The sequence below is a fragment of the Streptomyces noursei ATCC 11455 genome (assembly GCF_001704275.1).
Lineage (GTDB): Bacteria > Actinomycetota > Actinomycetes > Streptomycetales > Streptomycetaceae > Streptomyces > Streptomyces noursei.
Genome location: NZ_CP011533.1, coordinates 1,172,158 through 1,192,506, shown reverse-complemented (window position 1 = coordinate 1,192,506; position 20,349 = coordinate 1,172,158). Strand labels below are relative to the sequence as shown.

At 73.5% G+C, this 20,349-nt stretch carries 21 protein-coding genes; 7 read left to right on the top strand and 14 right to left on the bottom strand.

Annotated elements, in window-relative coordinates; genetic code table 11:
• Window positions 1–32: 32 nt before the first annotated feature.
• From SNOUR_RS04805 to SNOUR_RS04785, 5 genes are all read right to left on the bottom strand, one after another.
• Window positions 33–1,820, bottom strand: a complete 1,788-nt coding sequence (locus SNOUR_RS04805; RefSeq protein ID WP_067344140.1) for a M4 family metallopeptidase — start codon at window positions 1,818–1,820, stop codon at window positions 33–35.
• 332 nt (window positions 1,821–2,152) lie between these two features.
• Window positions 2,153–2,446 (bottom strand): hypothetical protein, encoded by a 294-nt coding sequence (locus SNOUR_RS04800; protein ID WP_067357702.1) that lies wholly within the window; start codon window positions 2,444–2,446, stop codon window positions 2,153–2,155.
• A gap of 141 nt (window positions 2,447–2,587) precedes the next feature.
• The gene (locus SNOUR_RS04795; protein ID WP_067344138.1) at window positions 2,588–3,586 is read right to left on the bottom strand and encodes an alpha/beta hydrolase; all 999 of its coding nucleotides are present in this window, start codon (window positions 3,584–3,586) and stop codon (window positions 2,588–2,590) included.
• Window positions 3,583–4,335 carry a glucose 1-dehydrogenase gene (locus tag SNOUR_RS04790; protein WP_067344136.1) on the bottom strand — a complete coding sequence of 251 codons (753 nt, stop codon included), beginning with the start codon at window positions 4,333–4,335 and terminating at the stop codon, window positions 3,583–3,585. Before SNOUR_RS04790 ends, SNOUR_RS04795 begins: the two co-directional genes overlap by 4 nt.
• Window positions 4,332–5,459: an LLM class flavin-dependent oxidoreductase gene (locus tag SNOUR_RS04785; protein ID WP_067344135.1), complete on the bottom strand. Its 1,128-nt coding sequence runs from the start codon at window positions 5,457–5,459 to the stop codon at window positions 4,332–4,334. The genes SNOUR_RS04790 and SNOUR_RS04785 overlap by 4 nt, the downstream gene beginning before the upstream one ends.
• A gap of 180 nt (window positions 5,460–5,639) precedes the next feature.
• Between SNOUR_RS04785 and SNOUR_RS04780 the strand changes: the two genes are divergently transcribed.
• Complete coding sequence (locus SNOUR_RS04780) at window positions 5,640–6,284, top strand: PadR family transcriptional regulator (RefSeq protein WP_067344133.1); 645 nt, start codon at window positions 5,640–5,642, stop codon at window positions 6,282–6,284.
• Here the strand turns inward: SNOUR_RS04780 and SNOUR_RS48000 are convergent.
• Complete coding sequence (locus SNOUR_RS48000) at window positions 6,176–6,829, bottom strand: flavin reductase (RefSeq protein WP_312632005.1); 654 nt, start codon at window positions 6,827–6,829, stop codon at window positions 6,176–6,178. The genes SNOUR_RS04780 and SNOUR_RS48000 overlap by 109 nt on opposite strands.
• A gap of 571 nt (window positions 6,830–7,400) precedes the next feature.
• On the opposite strand from SNOUR_RS48000, the gene SNOUR_RS47995 reads away from it, so the two are divergent.
• On the top strand, window positions 7,401–7,850 hold the full coding sequence (locus tag SNOUR_RS47995; protein ID WP_312632003.1) for an acyl-CoA dehydrogenase family protein: 450 nt from the start codon (window positions 7,401–7,403) through the stop codon (window positions 7,848–7,850).
• 118 nt (window positions 7,851–7,968) lie between these two features.
• On the opposite strand, the gene SNOUR_RS04765 is transcribed toward SNOUR_RS47995, so the two are convergent.
• The 3 genes from SNOUR_RS04765 to SNOUR_RS04755 all read right to left on the bottom strand — a co-directional run bounded on the left by SNOUR_RS04765 (window position 7,969) and on the right by SNOUR_RS04755 (window position 11,132).
• On the bottom strand, window positions 7,969–8,952 hold the full coding sequence (locus SNOUR_RS04765) for an acyl-CoA dehydrogenase family protein (RefSeq protein WP_067344130.1): 984 nt from the start codon (window positions 8,950–8,952) through the stop codon (window positions 7,969–7,971).
• A gap of 156 nt (window positions 8,953–9,108) precedes the next feature.
• Window positions 9,109–10,281 carry an acyl-CoA dehydrogenase family protein gene (locus tag SNOUR_RS04760; RefSeq protein ID WP_067344128.1) on the bottom strand — a complete coding sequence of 391 codons (1,173 nt, stop codon included), beginning with the start codon at window positions 10,279–10,281 and terminating at the stop codon, window positions 9,109–9,111.
• Complete coding sequence (locus SNOUR_RS04755) at window positions 10,281–11,132, bottom strand: enoyl-CoA hydratase (RefSeq protein WP_067344127.1); 852 nt, start codon at window positions 11,130–11,132, stop codon at window positions 10,281–10,283. The genes SNOUR_RS04760 and SNOUR_RS04755 overlap by 1 nt, the downstream gene beginning before the upstream one ends.
• A gap of 245 nt (window positions 11,133–11,377) precedes the next feature.
• Here SNOUR_RS04755 and SNOUR_RS04750 point away from each other — a divergent pair, with 245 nt between their 5' ends.
• Genes SNOUR_RS04750 through SNOUR_RS04740 form a run of 3 tightly spaced genes read left to right on the top strand, consistent with a single transcriptional unit; the run spans window position 11,378 to window position 13,931 of the window.
• The gene (locus SNOUR_RS04750; RefSeq protein WP_067357700.1) at window positions 11,378–12,160 is read left to right on the top strand and encodes an SDR family oxidoreductase; all 783 of its coding nucleotides are present in this window, start codon (window positions 11,378–11,380) and stop codon (window positions 12,158–12,160) included.
• Window positions 12,153–12,737, top strand: coding sequence for a TetR/AcrR family transcriptional regulator (locus SNOUR_RS04745; RefSeq protein ID WP_067344125.1), 585 nt, complete (start codon window positions 12,153–12,155; stop codon window positions 12,735–12,737). The genes SNOUR_RS04750 and SNOUR_RS04745 overlap by 8 nt, the downstream gene beginning before the upstream one ends.
• Window positions 12,738–12,773: 36 nt before the next feature.
• Window positions 12,774–13,931: an acetyl-CoA C-acetyltransferase gene (locus tag SNOUR_RS04740; protein WP_067344124.1), complete on the top strand. Its 1,158-nt coding sequence runs from the start codon at window positions 12,774–12,776 to the stop codon at window positions 13,929–13,931.
• Window positions 13,932–13,986: 55 nt separating this feature from the next.
• Here SNOUR_RS04740 and SNOUR_RS04735 read toward each other — a convergent pair whose 3' ends face one another.
• The 5 genes from SNOUR_RS04735 to SNOUR_RS04715 all read right to left on the bottom strand — a co-directional run bounded on the left by SNOUR_RS04735 (window position 13,987) and on the right by SNOUR_RS04715 (window position 18,411).
• Entirely contained in the window at window positions 13,987–14,913 is a 927-nt protein-coding gene (locus SNOUR_RS04735; RefSeq protein WP_079142206.1) for a tyrosine-protein phosphatase, read from the bottom strand.
• 69 nt (window positions 14,914–14,982) lie between these two features.
• Window positions 14,983–16,086, bottom strand: coding sequence for an NAD(P)H-dependent flavin oxidoreductase (locus SNOUR_RS04730; RefSeq protein WP_067344123.1), 1,104 nt, complete (start codon window positions 16,084–16,086; stop codon window positions 14,983–14,985).
• Entirely contained in the window at window positions 16,083–16,811 is a 729-nt protein-coding gene (locus SNOUR_RS04725; protein ID WP_067344122.1) for a CoA-transferase subunit beta, read from the bottom strand. Before SNOUR_RS04725 ends, SNOUR_RS04730 begins: the two co-directional genes overlap by 4 nt.
• Window positions 16,808–17,647 (bottom strand): CoA transferase subunit A, encoded by an 840-nt coding sequence (locus tag SNOUR_RS04720; RefSeq protein WP_067344120.1) that lies wholly within the window; start codon window positions 17,645–17,647, stop codon window positions 16,808–16,810. The genes SNOUR_RS04725 and SNOUR_RS04720 overlap by 4 nt, the downstream gene beginning before the upstream one ends.
• Window positions 17,644–18,411, bottom strand: a complete 768-nt coding sequence (locus tag SNOUR_RS04715) for an enoyl-CoA hydratase family protein (RefSeq protein WP_067344119.1) — start codon at window positions 18,409–18,411, stop codon at window positions 17,644–17,646. Before SNOUR_RS04715 ends, SNOUR_RS04720 begins: the two co-directional genes overlap by 4 nt.
• 80 nt (window positions 18,412–18,491) lie before the next feature.
• Between SNOUR_RS04715 and SNOUR_RS04710 the strand changes: the two genes are divergently transcribed.
• Both SNOUR_RS04710 and SNOUR_RS04705 read left to right on the top strand, forming a co-directional pair.
• Window positions 18,492–19,280: an SDR family oxidoreductase gene (locus SNOUR_RS04710; protein ID WP_067344117.1), complete on the top strand. Its 789-nt coding sequence runs from the start codon at window positions 18,492–18,494 to the stop codon at window positions 19,278–19,280.
• Window position 19,281: 1 nt separating this feature from the next.
• Window positions 19,282–20,196 (top strand): SDR family oxidoreductase, encoded by a 915-nt coding sequence (locus SNOUR_RS04705; RefSeq protein WP_067344116.1) that lies wholly within the window; start codon window positions 19,282–19,284, stop codon window positions 20,194–20,196.
• The last annotated feature ends 153 nt before the right edge of the window (window positions 20,197–20,349 follow it).

The window sequence follows — 20,349 nt, the reverse complement described above, 5'->3', positions numbered from 1 at the left end:
GGGGGCACCGGTCCGATCGGTGCGGTGCCGGGTCAGCGCCGGGGGGCGTTGGCGGCGGTGACGTTGACCGCGGCCCAGGCGCGATCGACCGTCCGGTACGCGGTGCTGCCCGCGCCGTAGAGGTCCTTGGCGGCCTGGAGGGTGGCGGTCCGGGCGTCGTGGAAGTCGGTCGTGGAGACCATGTACCGGGTCAGCGCCCGGTAGAAGATCGCCAGGGCCTTGTCCCGGCCGATGCCGGTCACCTTGGCGCCGTCGTAGGTGGCGGAGTCGTAGGCGACGCCGCCGATGGTCTTCTTGCCGCTGCCCTCGGCCAGCAGGTAGAAGGCGTGCGAGGAGACCCCGGAGCCGGCGTGCACCTCGGTGTCGTAGGTGTCCTTCGACCAGTAGTCGACGGTCCCTTCGAGCTTGTCCAGGGACGGCTTGTCCAGTCGGCGCAGGAACTTCTGGGCCAGGCCGAGCTTCTCGCCCATGAGGTAGTTGGGCGGGTTCTTCGGGTTGTTGGTGGCGAACTCCACCGCGCTGCCGAAGATGTCCGCGAGCGACTCGTTGAGCGCGCCCGGCTCGCCGAACTGGCGGCCCTCGGGGTCGACGCGGGTGGGTTCGAGGCCGGCGGTGGCGTCGACCACGCCGTGGGTCAGCTCGTGACCGGTGACGTCCAGGACGACCAGCGGCTTGGTGAAGAGCTTGCCGTCCCCGTCGCCGTAGAGCATGCAGCCGCAGTCCGAGGACCAGAAGGCGTTGCCGACGTTCGCGCCGTAGTGGACCAGGGCGTGCGCGCCGGCGCCGTCGTTCTTGATGCCCTTGCGGCCGAAGGTCTTCTTGTAGAAGTCCAGGGTGCTGGTGATGCCGAACTGGGCGTCGACCGCGGCGGTGGTGCGGTTGCCGGTGGTGCCGTCGCCCCAGCGGTCGGTGCCGCTGGTGAAGGGCTTGCCGGAGAGGAACTTGTCGAGTTCCTTGCCGCCGGCGTCGCGGGTCTCGGTGTTGCCGCGGGTGCCGTCCCGCAGGACGAAGGCGTTCTTGGCGGTCTGGGTGGTGGACAGCGGCACGGTGCCGACGAAGAAGGACATGCCGGAGCCGGTGGCCGGGGCCGGGTAGTGGCCGGCGGCGGGCTTGCCCGGGGCGGGCGGGGTGGCGGCCACCGCGGTGCCGGGGGTGAGTCGTTCGCCGCGCTGCCGGAGCTTGTGCTGGACGGACGGCGACAGGAACGGTTCGTTCACCGGGATGTTGCTGAGGACGTTGCCGGTGGCGGCGTCGATGACGACGGTCCGGGCGCCGCCGGCCTCGGCGGTGCCGCTGTCGTCGACCTGCACCTGGTAGGCGAGGGTGGTCCGGCCGGCGCGGGCGTCGACGACGAGTCGGGGCTCGCCGGCGGTGCCCTGTGCCACGGCGGCGGCCTTGGCGGCGGCCTGGCGGCCCGACAGCTTCGGGTCGGCGGTGGGCAGATCGACCGTGTGGCGGGCGGCCCGGGTCACGCCCTGGTAGGAGGAGTCGGCGCCGAGGTGGACGACCAGGTCGCCGCCGAGCACCGGCATGCCGCGATGCGTGCGGACGAACCGCACGTGCCGGCGGCCGTCGGCGTCGACCAGGGTGTCGGTGGCCTTGAGGGTGTCCTGTGCGCCGACGCCGGTGGTGGCGGAGTGGGCGTAGGCGGCGGCGCGCGCCGCGTCGACGATCGCGGGGGTGCCGGCGGTCGATGCTGCGGAGGGGGAGACGGTGGGGGAGGCCGGCGTCGCGACGGCGGCGCCCGCGCTGAGGGTGGCGGCCGTGGTCACGGCCAGGGCTATCGCCAGGCGGCGACTGCGTATGTGGGGTCTACGCACAGGTTTGCGTCCTTATGTGCTGTGAGCGGTGGAATGCGCCAACCGCCCGTACACGCGGTGGCGTTGCGCACCGCGGGGGCCGTCCGGCCCCGCACAGACCCTGGTCTGCCTGGCATGGGCATGTAAAGGGAAATGATCAATTTTCAACACTAGGTAGTCAAAAATTGATAATTGATCAGCTTTAGGTAGTCGGAAGATGACCAATCGTGTTCCGACGGGAGAGACTCACCAGACCGCGCCGGGGTTGCCCCGTGGCGTGCGGAAGTTTCCGGGCATGACGAAGCCGGGACGGCGATCGCCGTCCCGGCCTGCGTGCGGGGATGTCGAGGGGGCTATCCGGTGCGGAAGAGCTCCTCCAACGACGCGTGGGCCTTCTCGCCGCCCCGGACCGCCTCGACGACGGCCTGGTGGAAGGCCCGGCTGTCCGCCTCCGAGTGACAGGGGACGGGGCTGCCGACCATGGTGTACCAGTCCGAGGAGCCGGTGTACTGGACGGCGACGTGCGCCTCGTCCTCCGACCACGTGGTGTGGATGGTCAGGTCGCCCTGCATCGGGCCGACCTCCTCGGTCTGCACCGCGCCGGGGCGGGCGTGAATCCCCACCGTCGTCCAAGATGCCCAGGTCATGTCGTTCCCCTCGGTCACATGGGCCCCGGCCGGCGGCCGGGCGCGGTGCTTCAAGTCTGGCACTCGACGTGCGGCGGCGCACCGCATCGACGGGCCGCCATGGCGTCCCCGCACAGTGTCACCACCCTAGCCACCCGCCGCTCACCCGCTCGTCACGCCACCGTCACACAGCGTGCCGACCAGCCAGTTGGTGGCCGCTCCCAGTGCGGCGTCGGCGGCCGGCAGTCGCCCGGCCGCCCCGAGGAACCCGTGGAAGGTGCCGCGGTATTCGGCCACGCGCGCCGGCACGCCGGCGGCCCGCAGCGCCTCCCCGTAGGCGCGCCCCTCGTCCCGCAGCGGATCGCACTCGGGCAGCACCAGCAGCGCGGGCGGCAGCCCGGTCAGGTCCGGGGCGAGCCCCGGGGAGGCGTACGGGTGCCCGCGGTCGCCGTCCGGGCCCAGGTACTGGTCCCAGTACCAGCGCATATGGGCCGTGGTGTGGAAGAAGCCGGTGGCGTGGTCGACGGCCGAGCGGCCCGCCAGCCGGTGGTCCAGGGCCGGGTAGAGCAGCAGTTGGGCGGCGAGCGGCGGGCCGCCGCGGTCCCGGGCCATCAGGGCGACCGCGGCGGCCAGGTTGCCCCCGCTGGAGTCGCCGGCGACCGCCACCCCGGCAGGGTCGCAGCCCAGCTCCCTCGCTCGCGCGGCGGCCCAGGCGGTCGCCGCGTAGGCGTCCTCGGCGGCGGCCGGGAAGCGGTCCTCGGGGGCCCGGCGGTAGTCCACCGAGACCACCACCGCTCCGCAGCGCCGGGCGAGTTGGCGGCACAGACCGTCGTGGGTGTCCAGGTCGCAGAGCACCCAGCCGCCGCCGTGGAAGAAGACGATCAGCGGGCGGGGCCCGGCGGCGGGACCGTCCGGCCGGTAGACGCGGACCGGGAGAGGGGGCGCGCCGGGCGGGCCGGGGACGGTGCGGTCGGCCGAGGCGATCCCGTCGTCGCCGGGCTCGGGCGGGGCGGCCCGGGAGGCGCGGCGCAGCGCGGCGGCGTCCAGCGGGCCGCGCGCCGGGTCCGGGAAGTCCGCGGACATCGCGTCCACGATGAGCCGCGCCCGGGGCGAGAGCGGATCGGGGGCGCCGGCGGCCGGCCCGGGCGGGGTGTCGGTCATCGGGTGGTCAGCCCCCCGTCCACCGCGAACTCCGCGCCGGTGATGTACCCGGACGCGTCGGACGCCAGGAAGCGGACCAGCTCCGCCACCTCGTCCGGGCGGCCGACGCGGCGCAGCGGCACCCGAGGCCAGTCCTGTTCGCCGAGGGCCGGGCCCAGGACGTCCGCCACCATCGGGGTGTCGATCATGCCGGGGTGGACGGAGTTGACCCGGATCCGGTCGCCGGCCAGGTCGAGCGCGGCGGACTTGGTGAGCCCGCGCAGCCCGAACTTGCTCGCCCCGTACGCCGAGTGACCGGGGATGCCGCGCAGTCCGGCGGTCGAGGAGATGTTGACGATCGAGCCGCCGCCCGCCGTGCGCAGCGCGGGGATCACCGCCTGGATGCCCAGGAACGGGCCGAGCAGATTGACCCGCAGCAGCCGGTCGAAGTTCTCCTCGGTCTCCTGGTCGACCGGCGCGGTCCGCCACAGTGCGGCGTTGTTCACCAGGACGTCCAGCCGGCCGAAGGCGGCGACCGCGGTGTCGACCACCGCCCGCCAGCCGTCCGCGTCGGTGACGTCGTGCCGGACGAACCGGGCCGCGTCGCCCAGTTCGGCCGCGAGCGCCCGGCCCTCCTCCTCGCGGACGTCGCCGAGCACCACCCGGGCGCCGGAGGCCACGAACAGCCGGGCCTCCGCCGCGCCCTGCCCGCGACCGGCGCCGGTGATCACCGCGACCTTGCCGTCGAGCCGTGCCCCGTCGACGGTCATGACCGGCCCTCCAGCGCCCGGAAGTGCGGGACGACCGTCTCGCCCCAGTGCCGGATGGTCTCCAGGCAGGCTTCCTGCGGCACGGTGCCCATCTGGATCAGGCACATCACCTCGTCCACCCCGATCTCCCGGAGCTGTTCGACGTAGGCGATGGCGTCCTGGGCGGTGCCGTAGGCGTGCCGGGCGTTGTAGGTGCCGGTGTCGACCGGGCGGGCCGGGATGTCGGCCTCGTGCAGCTTGGCGACCAGCTCCTCGCGGTCCTGCGCCAGCGCCGCCACGTGGTCGTCGTGCTCGTCGTGGACGGTGGGCGCCGGGCCGTTGCCGTACCAGTGGGCGATCGCCTCGGCGAAGAACCGCTGGCCGCGGGTGCCGATGCGGTACGCGGCCGGGCCGTCGTCCAGCACGACCGTCGGGCAGAGCGCGGAGAAGTGGTCGTTGGCCTCGGTGGAGACGAAGCGGTCGCCGCCGCGGGTGGCGATCGCCTCGTCGTAGACCCTGCGCATCGCGCGCACGTCGTCGGCGCCGGCGAACCCCATCACCAGGGCGCCGATGCCCAGTTCGGCGGCGAGCTTGAGGGTGTCGTGCTTGGAGCAGGCCATGAACAGCGGCGGGTGCGGGGCCTGCACGGGGCGGGGGAGGATCGCGCCGGGGCCGATGTCGAGTGCGCCGTGCCACTCGAAGGTCTCCGCCCGCCAGGCGTTGCCGAAGATCCGCAGCGCCTCCTCCATCTGCGGATAGGTGTCCTCGGGACGGACCCCGTACATCGCCATCTCCTGCTTGGTGGCGCCGCGTCCGGCACCGATGTCCACCCGGCCGCCGGAGAGCACGTCGAGCATCGCGGCCCGTTCGGCGACCCGCACCGGGTGCTGGTAGCCGAACGGCATGGTGACCACGCCGTGGCCGATCCGGATCCGGGAGGTCCGGGCGGCGACCCAGGTGAGGAAGATCTCCGAGGCGCTCATGTGCGCGTACTGGGTGAGCGAGTGGTGCTCCACCGCCCAGATGCGGTCGAAGCCCATCTCCTCGGCGTAGACGGCCTGTTCGACGCAGTCGTGGATGACCTGGCGCTCCCGTTCGGGCGTCGGGTCGGCCAGCTGCGCCTCGAAGATCATCGAGAACTTCACGGAACTGTCTCCTCGTTCTGGAGGGCGTGGAGAGTATTTCCAATAGGAATATGTCTAGCAGGTATATGTGGTGGCGGGGAAGGGGCATCGGCGATGTCCCGTCGAGCGCCCGGGGACGTGCCGGGTGCACGGCGGCGGGCGGGACTTCGTGGACGCGACCCAGGCCGTAGACTGCGGAGCGTGACGGAGAAGAAGGTGCGCGGAGCGCGGGCAGGGGACGACGCGGAGCGCCCGGCGCTGCCGGCGACCAGCTGGGCGGTGCTCGGACTGCTGTCCTTCGGCGAGGAGTTGTCCGGTTACGACCTCAAGAAGTGGTCGGACCGGTCGCTGCGCTTCTTCTACTGGAGCCCGTCGTTCAGCCAGATCTACGGCGAGCTCAAGCGCCTGGAGAAGGTGGGCTACGTCAGCTCGCGGATGGTCGCCCAGGAGACCGGCAATCGCGACAAGCGGGTCTACGTCATCACCGACGAGGGCATGGCGGCGGTCAGGCGGTGGGCGCGCGAGGCGCCGGTGGAGCCGCCGGTGCTCAAGCACGGGGTGATGCTGCGCCTGTGGTTGGGGCATCTGTTGGAGGCCGACCAGATGCGCGAGGTGCTCGGTCGGCACCGGGAGTACGCCGAGACCATGCGGCGGCGCGCCGAGGCGGACGCCGCGGGCGCCCGCGCCGAAGCGGCCTGGGCCTACCCCTCGCTCGCCCTGAAGTGGTCGGAGCGGTACTACGCCTCCGAACGCGACCTGGCGGACGCGATGCTGGCCGACCTGGACGAGATGGCGGCCGCCGAAGCCGCCGACGGCGCCGGCGACGAGGGGCCCAAGCGCCCGTAGGTGCGCCGGAAGTAGAGCAGCGGCCCGTTCTCGCGCAGCCGCTCCGCGGGGGTCAGGGCGGTGACCCGGCCCACCGCGATCAGATGGTCGCCGCCGGGCAGTACGTCCGCCAGCTCGCATTCGAGCGTGGCCAGCGCCGCGGTCAGTAGCGGTGCGCCGTTGACGCCGGAACGCCAGTCGACGCCGGTGCCGCCGACATCATCCGCCGCAGCGGCGCCACCGTGCTGTTCACCGCCCGCGGCTTCCTCGGCTGCGACTACGACGACCTGCTGCACGACTCCGGCGAGGACCTGGGCCGGCTGCGCGGTACCGTCGTGCTCCGCGACGACGGCCCACCGTCGGAACGGGAGCGGCCCGACACCCTCTCCTACGCCGCCTACCTGGCGGCCGGCCACCGCACCGGCGACGCCGAACCGGCCGCCCGGACCGACGCCGTCGGCCCCGACGACCTCTCCGACATCCTCTTCACCTCCGGCACCACCGGCCGCCGGCGCCGCCACCGTCCCCGCCGAACTCGTCGTCCGGATCCGCGACGAACTCGGCATCCCCGACGTCTGCACCGCCTACGGGCTCACCGAATCCGCCGGGGTCGTCACCATCTGCCCGACCGACGCCGACCGGGCTGGCGGTCCCCGAGGAGTACGGCGGGGCCGGCTGCGGACCGCTCGAAGTCCATGTGGTGATGGAGGAGTTGGGGAGGGCGCTGGCTCCCGTGCCGTTCCTCGGGTCCGCGGTGCTGACCACCCAGGCACTGCTCGCCTGCGGGGACGGCGCGCTGCTCCCCGCCCTCGCCGACGGGGCCGCGGTGGGCGCACTGGCCTGGGCCGAGGAGGGTTCCTGGGAGCCGGACGCGGTCCGCGCCGCGGCCCGTCGGGCCCCGGGTGGAGGGTGGCGGCTGACCGGCGTCAAGGATCACGTACTGGACGGCGCGGACGCCGACCTGCTGGTGGTCGCCGCCCGGACCGACGCCGGGATCGCGCTCTTCGACGTCCCGGTGGACGGGCCCGGCGTCCACCGCGAGCGTCGGGTGCCGATGGACGCCACCCGCCCGCAGGCACGCGTGACGCTGGACGGCGTCCCCGGCCGGCTGTTGGGCGCGGCCGGGTGTTGGCCCGGGTGCGTGACCTGGCGAGCGTGGCGCTCGCCGCCGAACAGGTCGGGGCGGCCGAACGCTGCCTGGAACTCACCGTCGCCCACGCCCGCGAGTGGGTCCAGTTCGGCCGCCCGATCGGCTCCTTCCAGGCCGTCAAGCACCGGCTGGCCGACGCCTATGTCCAGGTGGAGGCGGCCCGGTCGATCGCGCTGGGCGCCGCGTACGCCGCCGCCGAGGGCGCGGCGGACCTGCCCCGGTTCGCCGCTGCGGCCAAGTCCGCCTGCTCGGAGGCGTTCTCGGCGGTAGCCGGGGAGATGATCCAGCTGCACGGCGGGACCGGCATCACCTGGGAGCACGACGCCCACCGCTATTTCAAACGGGCCCACGGCAGCGCCCAGCTCCTCGGGGCACCGGCCGAGCACCGGCGGCGGTTGGCGACGGAATTGAGCTTGACGATCCGTCAAATAACCTGAGCGACAACGTAATTGCTCTGGATTTCACCGGGGGCAGGTGCGCCGCGGCCCCGTACCGACGGAGGTGATCCGGAGGTGCGGGGCCGCGGCCTCGGTGTCGTCCGCCGGGCCCGCCGGGCTAGCCGGCCAGCACCCGGGCCCGGCAGGCGGCCGGGGTGCCCCAGGCGTCCCGTAGCGGGCGGGCCTTGCGGATCCAGAGGGAGAGGTCCGGCTCGTCCGTGTAGCCGACCGCGCCGTGCAGCTGGAGGGCGGTACGGGCGGCGGCGTAACACGCCTCGCCGGCCGCCGCCTTCGCCGCCGCGGCCTCCGCGCCGGCCGACGGGTCCTCCGCGGCCAGCGCCAGGGCCGCGGCGTGCACCAGCGGCTGGGCGAACTCCAGCCCGATCAGGGTGTCCGCCAGCCGGTGCTTGACCGCCTGGAAGGAGCCGATCGGCCGCCCGAACTGGGTGCGCTGCTTCACATGGTCGACGGTCCCGTCCAGCAGGGCCCGGCCCAGGCCCAGGGCCTGGGCGGCGGTGAGCAGCCGGGCCAGGTCGGTGGCGTGGCGGGCGGCGGCGGTGACCGCCGGGCCGCGGGCGAGGACGGTGCCGCCCAGCGGGCGGGAGAGTCGTCGGGCCGGGTCGAGGGCGGGTTGCACCGGGCCGTGGGTCTCGGTGCGGCACACCGTGTCGTCCCGGACGACCAGGACGGTGTCGGCGGCGTCCGCGTCCAGGGCGAACGGGGCGTCCTCCGCGCACAGGCCGACGAGTGCCTCACCGGCGGCGATCCGCGGCAGCCAGTCGGCCGCCGCGTCGGCGTCCCCCAGCCGGTGCAGGAGGGCCGCCGCGGCGACGGTCTCCACGAGCGGGCCCGGTACCGCGTGTCGCCCCAACTCGACGAAGGTGACGGCGAGTTCGACGGGGAGCGGGCCCATGCCGTCGTGCTCCTCGGGGACCGCGAGGGCGAACACCCCGGTCTCGGCGAGCCGGGCCCACAGGTCACGGCCGGGCTTGTGCTCCCCGGCCGCCCAGGCGCGGACGGCGGCCGGGGTGCCGGCGGCACCCAGCAGGGAGTCCAGCGTACGGGCGAACTCCCGCTGCTCATCGGTCAGCAGGAACCGCATCACCGGCACCCTTCCGGCAGGCCGGGCCGGCGCGCGCCGCCCCGGTGCGTACGGGTACTCATCCCCGGGCCTCCTTCGGCAGGCCGAGCAGTCGCTCGGCGCTGTGCTGTCCCGGGGGCAACCCCCGGACCCCCGGCCGGACCGTGCCGCGCTCCGTCATCCCCGGGCCTCCTTCGGCAGGCCGAGCAGTCGCTCGGCGATGATGTTGCGTTGGATCTCGTTGGTGCCGGCGTAGACGGGGCCGGCGAGGGAGAAGGTGTAGCCCTCCGCCCAACTGCCGTGTGCCGGGGCCTCGTCGGCGTCGTCGGCGAGCGCGCCGTGGGGCCCGAGCAGGTCCAGTGCGGTCTCGTGGAGGGCGATGTCCAGCTCCGACCAGAAGACCTTGTTGAGGCTGGATTCGGCGCCCAGAGAGCCGCCCCCGGCGAGCCGGGAGGCGTTGGCGTAGGTGAACAGCTGGTAGGCGCGGGCGCCGATCACCGCGTCGGCGACCCGGTCGCGCAGTGCGGTGTCGGTCGGGTCGGCGGTCTCCCGCCACAGTGCGGTGAGCCGCTCGGCGGCGGCGGTGAAGCGGCCGGGGCTGCGCAGGGTCAGCCCGCGTTCGTTGCCGGCGGTGCTCATCGCCACCCGCCAGCCCTGGCCGGGCTCGCCGATGACGTCCGCGTCCGGGACGAAGACGTCGTCGAGGAAGAGCTCGGCGAAGGCCGGTTTGCCGTCCAGCCGGCCGATCGGACGCACCGTCACTCCGGGGGCGTCCAGCGGGAACATCAGATACGTCAGGCCCTGGTGCGGGCGCGGCGTGCCGGGTTCGCTGCGGAACAGGCCGAACGCGCGGTCGGCGAAGGCGGCCCGGGACGACCAGGTCTTCTGGCCGCGCAAGCGCCAGCCGCCGTCGGTGCGGACCGCCGTCGAGCGCAGCGACGCGAGGTCCGAGCCGGCCTCCGGCTCGGACCACGCCTGGGCCCAGACGACCTCGCCGGTCGCCATCGGGCCGAGGACGCGGGCGCGCTGCTCCGGGGTGCCGTGCTCGAAGAGGGTGGGGGCGAGGAGGTTGATGCCGTTCTGGCTCACCCGGCCGGGGGCGCCCGCCGCGTAGTACTCCTCCTCGAAGATCAGCCATTGGAAGAGGGAGGCGTCCCGGCCGCCGTGCTCGGCCGGCCAGGAGACCACCGACCAGCGGTCCGCGGCGAGTCGGCGTTCCCAGTCGCGGTGTGCGGCGAAGCCCTCGCGGGTCTCCAGCGACGGTAGCGGCGCCGCGGGGACGTGCGCGGCGAGCCAGGCACGGGCCTCGGCCCGGAACGCGGCGTCGGCGTCGCTTGCGTCCAGGTCCATCAGGAACCGGCCTCCTTCATCTTCTTGATGTCCATGCCGCCGAGCGGGTCCGGGGCGGTCTCGGCGTTGTGGGCGTGTGCGAGGTGGTGCAGGCCGAAGACCGAGTCCAGGCCGGTGTGCAGGCCCTGGAGGTCCTCCGCCTGGTTGACCGCGCGCTTGGTCAGTGCCAGGCCCATGCGGGGCATCTCGGCTACGCGCTCCGCCAACTCCCGGGTACGGTCAGCCAGTTCGGCGCGGGGGACGACGCGGTTGACCATGCCCAGCTGGTAGGCCCGCTCGGCCGGCATCCGGTCGCCGGTGTAGAGGAACTCCTTGGCGATCCGGGGCGGCATCACCCACGGGTGGGCGAAGTACTCCACGCCGGGGATGCCCATCCGCACGACCGGGTCGGCGAAGAAGGCGTCGTCGGCGGCGACGATCAGGTCGCAGATCCAGGCGAGCATCAACCCGCCCGCCACGCAGGCCCCTTGGACCGAGGCGATCACCGGTTTGGGCAGCTCCCGCCAGCGGCGGCACATTCCCAGGTAGACCTCGGACTCGCGGGCGTAGCGGCTCTCCGCTCCGGTCTTGTCCGAGTGGTCCCACCACAGTCCGGCCCTGCGGTCGAAGGGGAGATGCGCGTCCCGGCCGGGGCTGCCGATGTCGTGTCCCGCGGAGAAGTGCCGGCCCTCGCCGGCCAGCACCACGACCTTGACCTCGTCGTCGTCCGCGGCGCGGTAGAAGGCGCGGTCCAGGGCGTAGGTCATCGCGGAGTTCTGGGCGTTGCGGTAGTCCGGGCGGTTCATCGTGACGGTGGCGACCGGGCCTTGCCGGGCATAGCGCACCACGGGCGTTTCCTCGCCGGCGGTCATCGGCGACCTCCTTCCCTAACAAGTGTTTGGTAGGTTAACGTACGGCCATGAGCAGCGTCGAGGCCCCCACCACCGTCGAGAGCTTCCGCACCGAGATCCGCAACTGGCTGCGGGCCAACCTCACTGGGGAGTTCGCGGCCCTGCGCGGTCGCGGCGGCCCCGGCCGGGAACACGAGGCGTTCGCCGAACGCCTGGCGGAACATCAGCGCCGAGCGGGTGCTCGGCCTGCCGAAGGAGGCGAAGGGATGACAGCGCCGTCGTACGTGGCCGGTCACGATCTGCTCAAGGGGCGGACCGCCGTGATCACCGCCGCCGCGGGGGCGGGGATCGGTGGGGCCACCGCCCGTCGGTTCCTGGAGGAGGGCGCCCGGATCGTCATCGGGGACGCGCACGCCCGGCGGCTGGCGGCCAGCGCGGCCGCGCTGGCCGAGGAGTTCGGGGCCGACCGGGTCGCCGGGCTGCCCTGCGACGTGACCGACGAGGCGCAGGTGGCCGCGCTGTACGCGCTCGCCGAGGAGCGGCACGGCCGGCTCGACATCGTGGTCAACAACGCCGGGCTCGGCGGCACCGCCGACCTCGTGGAGATGACCGACGACCAGTGGGCGAAGGTCATCGACGTCACGCTGGGCGGCACCTTCCGCTGCACCCGGGCCGCGCTGCGCCGGATGAAGGCGTCCGGAGCGGGCGGCGTGATCGTCAACAACGCCTCCGTGGTGGGCTGGCGCGCCCAGCGCGGGCAGGCCCACTACGCCGCCGCCAAGGCCGGGGTGATGGCACTGACCCGCTGTGCCGCGATGGAGGCCGCCGAGTACGGCGTGCGGGTCAACGCGGTCTCGCCCAGCCTGGCCATGCACCCGCACCTGGTGAAGGTCACCACCCCCGAGCTGCTGGCCGAGCTGACCGAGAAGGAGGCGTTCGGCCGCTACGCCGAGCCCTGGGAGGTGGCCAACGTGATCGTCTTCCTGGCCGGCGACTACGCCTCGTACATGACCGGGGAGACCGTGTCGGTCAGCTCGCAGCATGCCTGAGGAGCGGCGCGGCGAACTCCTCGCCACCGCCGCCGAGGTGTTCGCCGCGCAGGGATACAACGCGACCACGGTCCGGCAGATCGCGGACGCGGCCGGGATGCTGGCGGGCAGCCTCTACTACCACTTCGATTCCAAGGAATCGATGGTCGACGAGATCCTCACCGCCTTCCTGGACGAGCTGTGGGCGGGTTACGACGCGGTGCTGGCGGCCGGCCTGGGGCCGCGGGAGACCATCGAGGCGCTGGTCACCGAGTCCTTCCGGGAGATCGACCGGCACCGCGCGGCGGTGGCGATCTACCAGAAGGAGGCCCGGCACCTGGCCGACCGGCATCCGCGCTTCGGATACCTCGCCGACGCCCGGCGCCGGTTCGCCGGTGCCTGGCTCGGCACGCTGGAGCGCGGCGTGGCCGACGGGATCTTCCGCGCCGACCTCGACATCCGGCTGGCCTACCGCTTCCTGCGCGACACCGTCTGGGTCGCCGCCTCCTGGTACCGGCCGGGCGCACGCCACGGCCCCGAGGAGATCGCCCGCCAGTACCTCTCGATGGTCCTGGACGGCATCGCCTTGCGGGACTGACCGGTACATCCGCAGAATCTGACCAAGGAGTTCACCATGTCCGAGGCGTACCTCGTCGATGCCGTCCGCACCCCGGTGGGGAAGAAGGGCGGCGGGCTGTCCGCCGTCCATCCGGCCGACCTCGGCGCACATGTGCTGACCGCGCTGATGCAGCGCACCGGGATCGATCCGGCGGCTGTGGAGGACGTCGTCTTCGGCTGCCTGGACACGGTCGGGCCGCAGGCCGGGGACGTCGCCCGGACCTGCTGGCTGGCCGCCGGGCTGCCGGAGGAGGTGCCCGGCGTCACCGTCGACCGGCAGTGCGGGTCCTCGCAACAGGCCGTGCACTTCGCCGCACAGGGGGTGCTCTCCGGCACCCAGGACCTGGTCGTGGCGGGCGGGGTGCAGAACATGTCGCAGATCCCGATCGCCTTCGCCAGCCGCCAGGCCGCCGAGCCCCTGGGGCTCACCCAGGGCCCCTTCGCCGGCTCCGTGGGTTGGCGGGCCCGCTACGGTGACCAGCCGGTCAACCAGTTCCACGGCGCCGAACTGATCGCCACCAAGTGGGACATCTCCCGCCGGGACATGGAGGAGTTCGCGCTCCGCTCCCACCGGCGGGCGGTCCGGGCCATCGACGAGGGCCGCTTCGACCGGGAGATCGTCGCCTACGGGGACGTCACCGCGGACGAGGGGCCGCGGCGGAACACCTCGCTGGAGAAGATGGCCGCGCTGGCGCCGGTGGTGGAGGGCGGTCGGCTGACCGCCGCGGTCTCCTCGCAGGTCTCCGACGGGGCGGCGGCGATGCTGCTGGCCTCCGAGCGGGCGGTGGCCGAGCACGGCCTGACGCCGCGCGCCCGGATCCACCACCTCTCGGTGCGCGGCGAGGACCCGATCCGGATGCTGTCCGCGCCGATCCCCGCCACCGCACACGCGCTGAAGAAGGCCGGGATGACGATCGACGACATCGACCTGGTCGAGATCAACGAGGCGTTCGCGCCGGTGGTGCTGGCCTGGCTGAAGGAGACCGGCGCCGATCCGGAGCGGGTCAACGTCAACGGCGGTGCCATCGCCCTGGGCCACCCGCTGGGCGCGACCGGCGTCCGGCTGATGACCACGCTGCTGAACGAACTGGAGCGCACCGGAGGCCGGTTCGGCCTGCAGACCATGTGCGAGGGCGGCGGCCAGGCCAACGTCACCATCATCGAACGCATCTGACGGTACGTCACCTCGGCGCCGCCGGCGCTCCAGGGGACCGGCGGCCGGGCCCGGATCAGTGCAGCAGCTGCGCGCGGATCCGGGCCGCCGTGCGGGCGTCCACGCCGAGTCCGGCGCTGAGGTAGCGGGGGAGGCCGCCGTAGTCCCGTTGCAGCCGGTCGAGCCCGGTCGCCAGATAGCCGGTGCGCACCTCCTGGAGGGGGATCAGCAAGTCCGGGTTCTGCATCAGCCCGGCCTGCTTGAGCTGCGCGCGGACCGCGGCGTCGGCCTCGCGGCGCAGGGCGTTGGAGAGCAGGTAGTCCCGCAGGGCGGTGGCGTGCGGGACGCCGAGCAGGCGCAGCAGGAGGTAGCTCAGCCAGCCGGTGCGGTCCTTGCCCGAGGTGCAGTGGTACAGCAGCGGCAACCGGTCGCCGTCGGCGATCCGGGTGAGCAGGGCGCCGAAGGCGGCGCGGTCGGCGGCGTTGGTGACGAACGTCGGGTACATGGCGCGCATCAGGGCCTCCGCCTTGCCGTCGCCCAGCCGACGCTGCTGCTCGACCGGGTCCTTGGTGGCGATGGCCGCCTGCATCGCGGCGAACAGCCCGGTGTCGTCGACCGGCAGCGACGTCACCGCCAGGCCGGTCGGCAGCCGGTCCGCGCCGTCGAACGAGATCTCCGAGGCCACCCGCATGTCGATGACGGTGCGCAGTCCGAGGCGGCCCAGCGCGGTGACGTCCTCCGGGGTCAGCTTGGCGAGCGCGTCGGAGCGGAACAGTCGGCCGGAGCGCAGCTGCCGACCGTCCTCGGTGCGACAGCCGCCCAGATCACGGCAGTTGACCGCGCCGTGCAGCGGGACGTGGCGGTCGGCTGGTGGGGCGCTCCGCCGGGCGGGCGGCGCGGTGGCGGCGTCGGCGGGGGCTCCGCAGCCGCCGCCGGCCAGCCCGCCGAGGGTGAGCGCGGAGCCGAAGAGTAGGGTGGTGACGCGTCGTCGGGAGGGAAACACGCGGCAGCTCCTGAGGGGAGGGGGAGGGACCCGGGTGCGGTCCGGTACCGGTCCGCACCCGGGGCGGGGTCAGCGGGGCAGGGCCGCCAGCGTCCGGTGCGCCTCGGTCATGATCCGGTCGACCAGTTCGGCGCACGACGGAAGATCCTCGATCACCCCGGCGACCTGCCCGGAGGCCATCACGCCGAGGTCGGTGCGGCCGTCCACCATCGATGCCTTCAGCAGCATCGGGGTGTTGGCCGCCAACAGGACCTGACTCCACGTCAAGTCCTTGCCGTGCTTCATCGCCAGCCCGTCACGGACCATCTGGGCCCAACTCAGCCCGGACAGCTTGCGGAACGAGGCGGCATGCCGCACGGCCGTGAGCAGCGCCGACGCCCGCCCGGACCGTTCCAGCGCCCGGACCAGCTCGCTGCGCAGCATCCGGTGCGGCAGCCCGTCCACCTTGGTGGTCACGGTGACGTCGGTGACCGCCGCCGCCAGGTAGTGCTCCTGGACGGCCGGCGGCACGGTGCTGTCCGAGGTCAGCAGGAAGCGGGTTCCCATGGCGATCCCGGCGGCTCCGTAGGCGAGCGCGGCGACCAGGCCGCGGCCGTCGAAGAAGCCGCCCGCGGCGATCACCGGGATGTCCACCGCGTCCACGACCTGGGGGAGCAGCACGGTGGTGGCGACGCTCCCGGTGTGGCCGCCGCCCTCGCCGCCCTGGACGACGACCGCGTCGGCGCCCCAGGCCGCGACCTTCTCGGCGTGCCGGCGGGCCCCGATGGACGGGATGACCACCACCCCGGCGTCCTTGAGCCGGGCGATCAGCTCCCGCGAGGGCGCCAGTGCGAAGGAGGCGACCCGTACGCCCTCGTCCACGATGATCCGCACGCGCTCGGCCGCGTCGCCGGCGTCGGCCCGCAGATTGACCCCGAACGGCCGGTCCGTACGGGATCTGACCTCGCGGACCGCGGACCGCAACTGGTCCGGGGTCATGGTGGCGGAGGCCAGGATGCCCAGCGCGCCGGCCTCGGCCGCGGCGGACACCAGTCGGGGGCCGGCCACCCAGCCCATGCCGGTCTGCACGAGCGGATGCCGCACCCCGGTCAGCTCGGTCAGCGGGGTGGCGATGACCGGGGGTTCCTCGACGGCCGGGGGGTGGCCGGTGGCCGACGCGGCGTCGGCGCTCATGCCGGCACCTCGCGGTCCCGGAGCCCCTGCGGATCGATCACCTCGCGGATCAACCGCAGTTCCTCGGCGGTGGGTTCACGGGTGTACGGGACCTCGTCGGCGCGCGCCAGCGGGAAACCGGTGGCGTCCTGCACCTCCTCGGCGGTGACGCCCGGGTGCAGTGAGACCAGCCGCATGGTGTGGTCCGGGGTGGCGAAGTCGAAGACGCCGAGGTCGCTGACCACCCGGGGGAGGCGGTGGTAGCGGGTGGCGGAGGGGCCGGCGGCGGCCGCGCTGTCGTAACCGACGCCGCAGACCATGTCGACCTTCTCGACGAAGACCCGCCGGGAGTGCTTGGGAACCCAGTAACTCGTCGGGTTGTTCAGGGTGTTGACCGGTGCGCCGCGGACGCCGAGGAGCTGCCGGGAGGGTCGCTCCCAGTCACCGATGCAGGAGATGTTCTGGTTGCCGAACCGGTCGAGTTGACTGGCGCCCATCATCACGTGCCGCCTGCCGCCGGTGACCATGGCCAGGTGCTGGCGGTAGGGCAGCCAGCCCTCGGCCCGCCCGTCGAGGCCGACCAGCAGCGCCTCGCCGTCGGTGAGCAGCAGGTCGGGGGAGAAGGTGCGCTTGGCGAGCCGGGCGCCGATGGCGGGCACGGTGCCCATCGGGCTGGCGAGTACCTCGCCGTTGTCGCGCCAGGTGTCGGCGCAGGCGAGCACGCAGTATTCGGCGCGACTGGTCATGCGTTCTCCTCGTGCCAGGTCTGGACGGCGGACTGGTAGCTCTTCTCGTCCCCGTGCAGGAACCGCGCGGCGAACTCCGGCCAGGGCGTGGTCGCGTAGAGCTTCTGGAACGCCTCGTCGCGGTCGTAGTCCGGGACGCAGGAGGTGAAGTGCGCGCCGTGCGGCGTCGCCACGACGCCGGTGACCGCATGGCGCTTGACGAGCAGGGACTGCGGGGCAGCGGTGCCGAAGTCAGCCACCAGTTCCTCGCACGAGACGTACGCGCTGTCCGCCGCCTCGCAGAACAGGTCGTCGAAGTACGGGTCGGGGCCCAGGTACTGGCCGTTGCCGAGCCGGTCGGCGCGGTTGACGTGGACCAGCGCGGCGTCCATCCGCAGCGCCGGCATCGCGACGAAGGTCTCCCCGTCCTCGTACGGCGAAGTGACCGTCCTCAGCTCGGGGTTGACTCGCATCACGTCCGAGCCGAGCCCGGCCCGGACGGGAAGGAACGGCAGCCGGTTGGCCGCGGCCCGCAACCCCCACATGAACATGGCCTCGTCGACCTCGCTCAGCTCGAAGGCGCCCACCTGGCGGGCCGCCCGGAAGTGCGGCTCCAGGGGGATCGAGTCGAGGGTGACGAACGCGGTGACCAGCCTGCGGATCTTCCCGGCGGCGGCCAGCAGCCCCACGTCCGGTCCGCCGTAGGAGACCACGGTCAGGTCGGTGACGTCGGAGCGGAGCAGCGCCCGTACCAGCGCCATCGGTTTGCGGCGGGAGCCCCAGCCGCCGATGCCCAGGGTCATCCCGCTGCGCAGTCGCGCGACGACGTCCTCGGGGGTCATGGTCTTGTCGGTCACGCCCGGACCTCCTCGTTCTCCGTGCCGAAGGTGTCGCGTACCCGGTCCGCCACCCCGCTGAGGTTGGCCTCGAAGGTGAAGCCCTGCTCGAAGCGGTAGCTGCGGCGCACGTCGACCGGGTCGATGCCGTTGATGGCGGCCTTGGCGAGCCGGAGCAGGTAGCCGTCCTTGCGGGCGATCTCCCGCGCCAACTCCTGTGCCGCATCGGCCAGTTCGTCACGCGGTACGACCTGCCAGACCGAGCCGTGCGCCTGCAGTTCCCGCGCGGTGGCGGTCCGCGAGGTGTAGTACAGCGCCCGCATCAGGTGCTGGGGGACCAGTCGGGCGAGGTGGGTGGCTGCGCCCAGCGCGCCCCGGTCCAGCTCCGGCAGGCCGAAGGTGGCGTCGTCGCTGGCCACGATCGCGTCGGCGTTGCCCACCAGTCCGATCCCGCCGCCCAGGCAGAAGCCGTGCACGGCGGCGACCACCGGCACCTCGCACTCGTAGACCGCGGCGAACGCCTCGGCGCAGCCGCGGTTGGCGCCGATCAGTGCCCGGTGGCCGCCGGCCGCGGTGTCCCGCTGCATCTCCTTGATGTCGACGCCGGCGTTGAACCCGCGGCCCGCGGCGGTGAGGACCACGCAGCGGACGTCGGGGTCGCGGCCCGCGGCCCGTACGGCGTCGCCGAGGTCGTACCAGCCCTGTACGGGGAGGGCGTTGACCGGGGGGAAGTCCACGGTGACGACCGCGACGCCGCGGTCGGGTGCGGAGGTGGAGACACCCATGAGCAGATCAGCTACCTTTCCACCAAGCGTTTGTTAGGTAGCGAAGTTAGCAGCGGATCGCCCGCCGCGGGAGGTACCAGTTGTCCCTGAACCTCGATCTGACCGGACGGGTCGCCGTCGTCACCGGCGGCACCCGGGGCGTCGGCGCCGGCATCGCCCGCGCCTTCCTCCAGGCCGGCGCGGCGGTCGTCGTCTGCGCCCGGCGACCCCCCGACGCCCCGATCGCCGCGGACGGCCGCACCGCCCGCTTCCGCCCCGTCGACCTGCGCGAACCGGACGACGTCCGGGAACTCCTGCAGGCCGTCGCGGCCGACCACGGGCGCCTGGACTGCCTGGTCAACAACGCCGGCGGCACCCCCTACCGGCTGCTCGGCGAGACCACCGCGGAACGCCACGCCCGGGTCGTCGAGCTCAACCTGGTCGCCCCGATGACCGCCTCGCTCGCCGCGTACGAAGTGATGCGCGGGCAACCGGACGGCGGCTCGGTGATCATGATCGGCAGCGTCAGCGGCACCCGCCCCTCGCCCGGCACCGCCGCCTACGGCGCCGCCAAGGCCGGCCTGGACAACCTGGCCCGCTCGATGGCCGTCGAATGGGCACCGCACATCCGGGTCAACACCCTCGTCCTGGGCATGGTGCGCACCGAACTGACCGCCCTCCACTACGGGGACGAGGACGGCATCGCCGCGGTCGGCGCGACCGTGCCGCTCGGCCGGCTCGCCGAACCCGCCGAGATCGGCGACGCCTGCGTCTTCCTCGCCTCCGGCCGCGCCGGCTACGTCAGCGGCGCCAGCCTGCTCGTCCACGGCGGCGGCGAACGCCCCGCCTTCCTCGACGCCGCCACCGCCAACCACCCCAAGGAGCCATGAGATGACCGGAATCTGCACCGGACGCGTCGCCGCCGTCACCGGGGCCGGCCGGGGCCTGGGCCGCGCCCACGCGCTCGCCCTGGCCGCCGAGGGAGCGGCCGTCGTGGTCAACGACCTCGGGGTGGCGGCCGACGGCGCCGGCACCTCCACCGGCCCCGCCCAACAGGTCGTCGAGGAGATCCGGGCGCGCGGCGGCCGGGCCGTCGCACACACCGACGACATCACCACCGACGACGGCGCCCGTTCCCTCGTCGCCACCGCCCTGGACGCCTTCGGCCGCCTGGACGCCCTGGTGAACAACGCCGGCTTCCTGCGCGACCGGATGCTGGTCAACCTCGACGAGGACGACTGGGACGCGGTGATGCGGGTCCACCTCAAAGGCCACTTCCTGCCCCTCAAGCACGCCGCCGCACACTGGCGGGCCGAGGCCAAGGCCGGGCGGACGCCCGACGCCCGGGTCGTCAACACCAGCTCCGGCGCCGGGCTGCTGGGCAGCGTCGGCCAGGGCAACTACTCCGCCGCCAAGGCCGGCATCCTCGGCCTGACCCTCGTCGCCGCCGCCGAACTGGGCCGCTACGGAGTCCAGGTCAACGCCCTCGCCCCGGCGGCCCGCACCCGGATGACCGAGCAGACCTTCGCCGAGACGATGGCAACCCCCACGGACGGCGTCTTCGACGCCATGGCCCCCGAGAACGTCTCCCCGCTGGTCGTCTGGCTGGCCTCCGCCGACAGTACCGGCGTCACCGGCCGGGTCTTCGAGGCCGAGGGTGGCCGCATCACCGTCATGGAGGGCTGGCGACCGGGGCCCACCACCGACCGAGGGGCCCGTTGGGCCCCGTCCGACGTGGGACCGGCCGCCCGCGGGCTCCTCGCGGAGGCGGAGGTGCCGGGGCCGGTGTACGGGGTGCGGCCGTAGGCCGCCGAGCCCGAAGGGCCCGCCTGACGGCGGGGTGGTGCCGCTGCGGTGCCCGCCTGACGGCGGATTGTCGTCCGCTGCGCGGGGCTGTTCGGGTGCGGTGCCGGGTCTGCGGGGTTGGGGTTGTCCGGACTGCTGCGCTTTACGTCCGGA

Coding starts and splice junctions, on each gene's coding strand:
- SNOUR_RS04740 (WP_067344124.1), top strand. CDS start 12,774: ATGTCCGAGGCGTACCTCGTCGATGCCGTCCGCACCCCGGTGGGGAAG.
- SNOUR_RS04745 (WP_067344125.1), top strand. CDS start 12,153: ATGCCTGAGGAGCGGCGCGGCGAACTCCTCGCCACCGCCGCCGAGGTG.
- SNOUR_RS48000 (WP_312632005.1), bottom strand. CDS start 6,829: ATGCCGAGTTCGTCGCGGATCCGGACGACGAGTTCGGCGGGGACGGTG.
- SNOUR_RS04765 (WP_067344130.1), bottom strand. CDS start 8,952: ATGCGGTTCCTGCTGACCGATGAGCAGCGGGAGTTCGCCCGTACGCTG.
- SNOUR_RS04760 (WP_067344128.1), bottom strand. CDS start 10,281: ATGGACCTGGACGCAAGCGACGCCGACGCCGCGTTCCGGGCCGAGGCC.
- SNOUR_RS04715 (WP_067344119.1), bottom strand. CDS start 18,411: ATGGGTGTCTCCACCTCCGCACCCGACCGCGGCGTCGCGGTCGTCACC.
- SNOUR_RS04795 (WP_067344138.1), bottom strand. CDS start 3,586: ATGACCGACACCCCGCCCGGGCCGGCCGCCGGCGCCCCCGATCCGCTC.
- SNOUR_RS04755 (WP_067344127.1), bottom strand. CDS start 11,132: ATGACCGCCGGCGAGGAAACGCCCGTGGTGCGCTATGCCCGGCAAGGC.
- SNOUR_RS04790 (WP_067344136.1), bottom strand. CDS start 4,335: ATGACCGTCGACGGGGCACGGCTCGACGGCAAGGTCGCGGTGATCACC.
- SNOUR_RS04750 (WP_067357700.1), top strand. CDS start 11,378: ATGACAGCGCCGTCGTACGTGGCCGGTCACGATCTGCTCAAGGGGCGG.
- SNOUR_RS04705 (WP_067344116.1), top strand. CDS start 19,282: ATGACCGGAATCTGCACCGGACGCGTCGCCGCCGTCACCGGGGCCGGC.
- SNOUR_RS04725 (WP_067344122.1), bottom strand. CDS start 16,811: ATGACCAGTCGCGCCGAATACTGCGTGCTCGCCTGCGCCGACACCTGG.
- SNOUR_RS04730 (WP_067344123.1), bottom strand. CDS start 16,086: ATGAGCGCCGACGCCGCGTCGGCCACCGGCCACCCCCCGGCCGTCGAG.
- SNOUR_RS04800 (WP_067357702.1), bottom strand. CDS start 2,446: ATGACCTGGGCATCTTGGACGACGGTGGGGATTCACGCCCGCCCCGGC.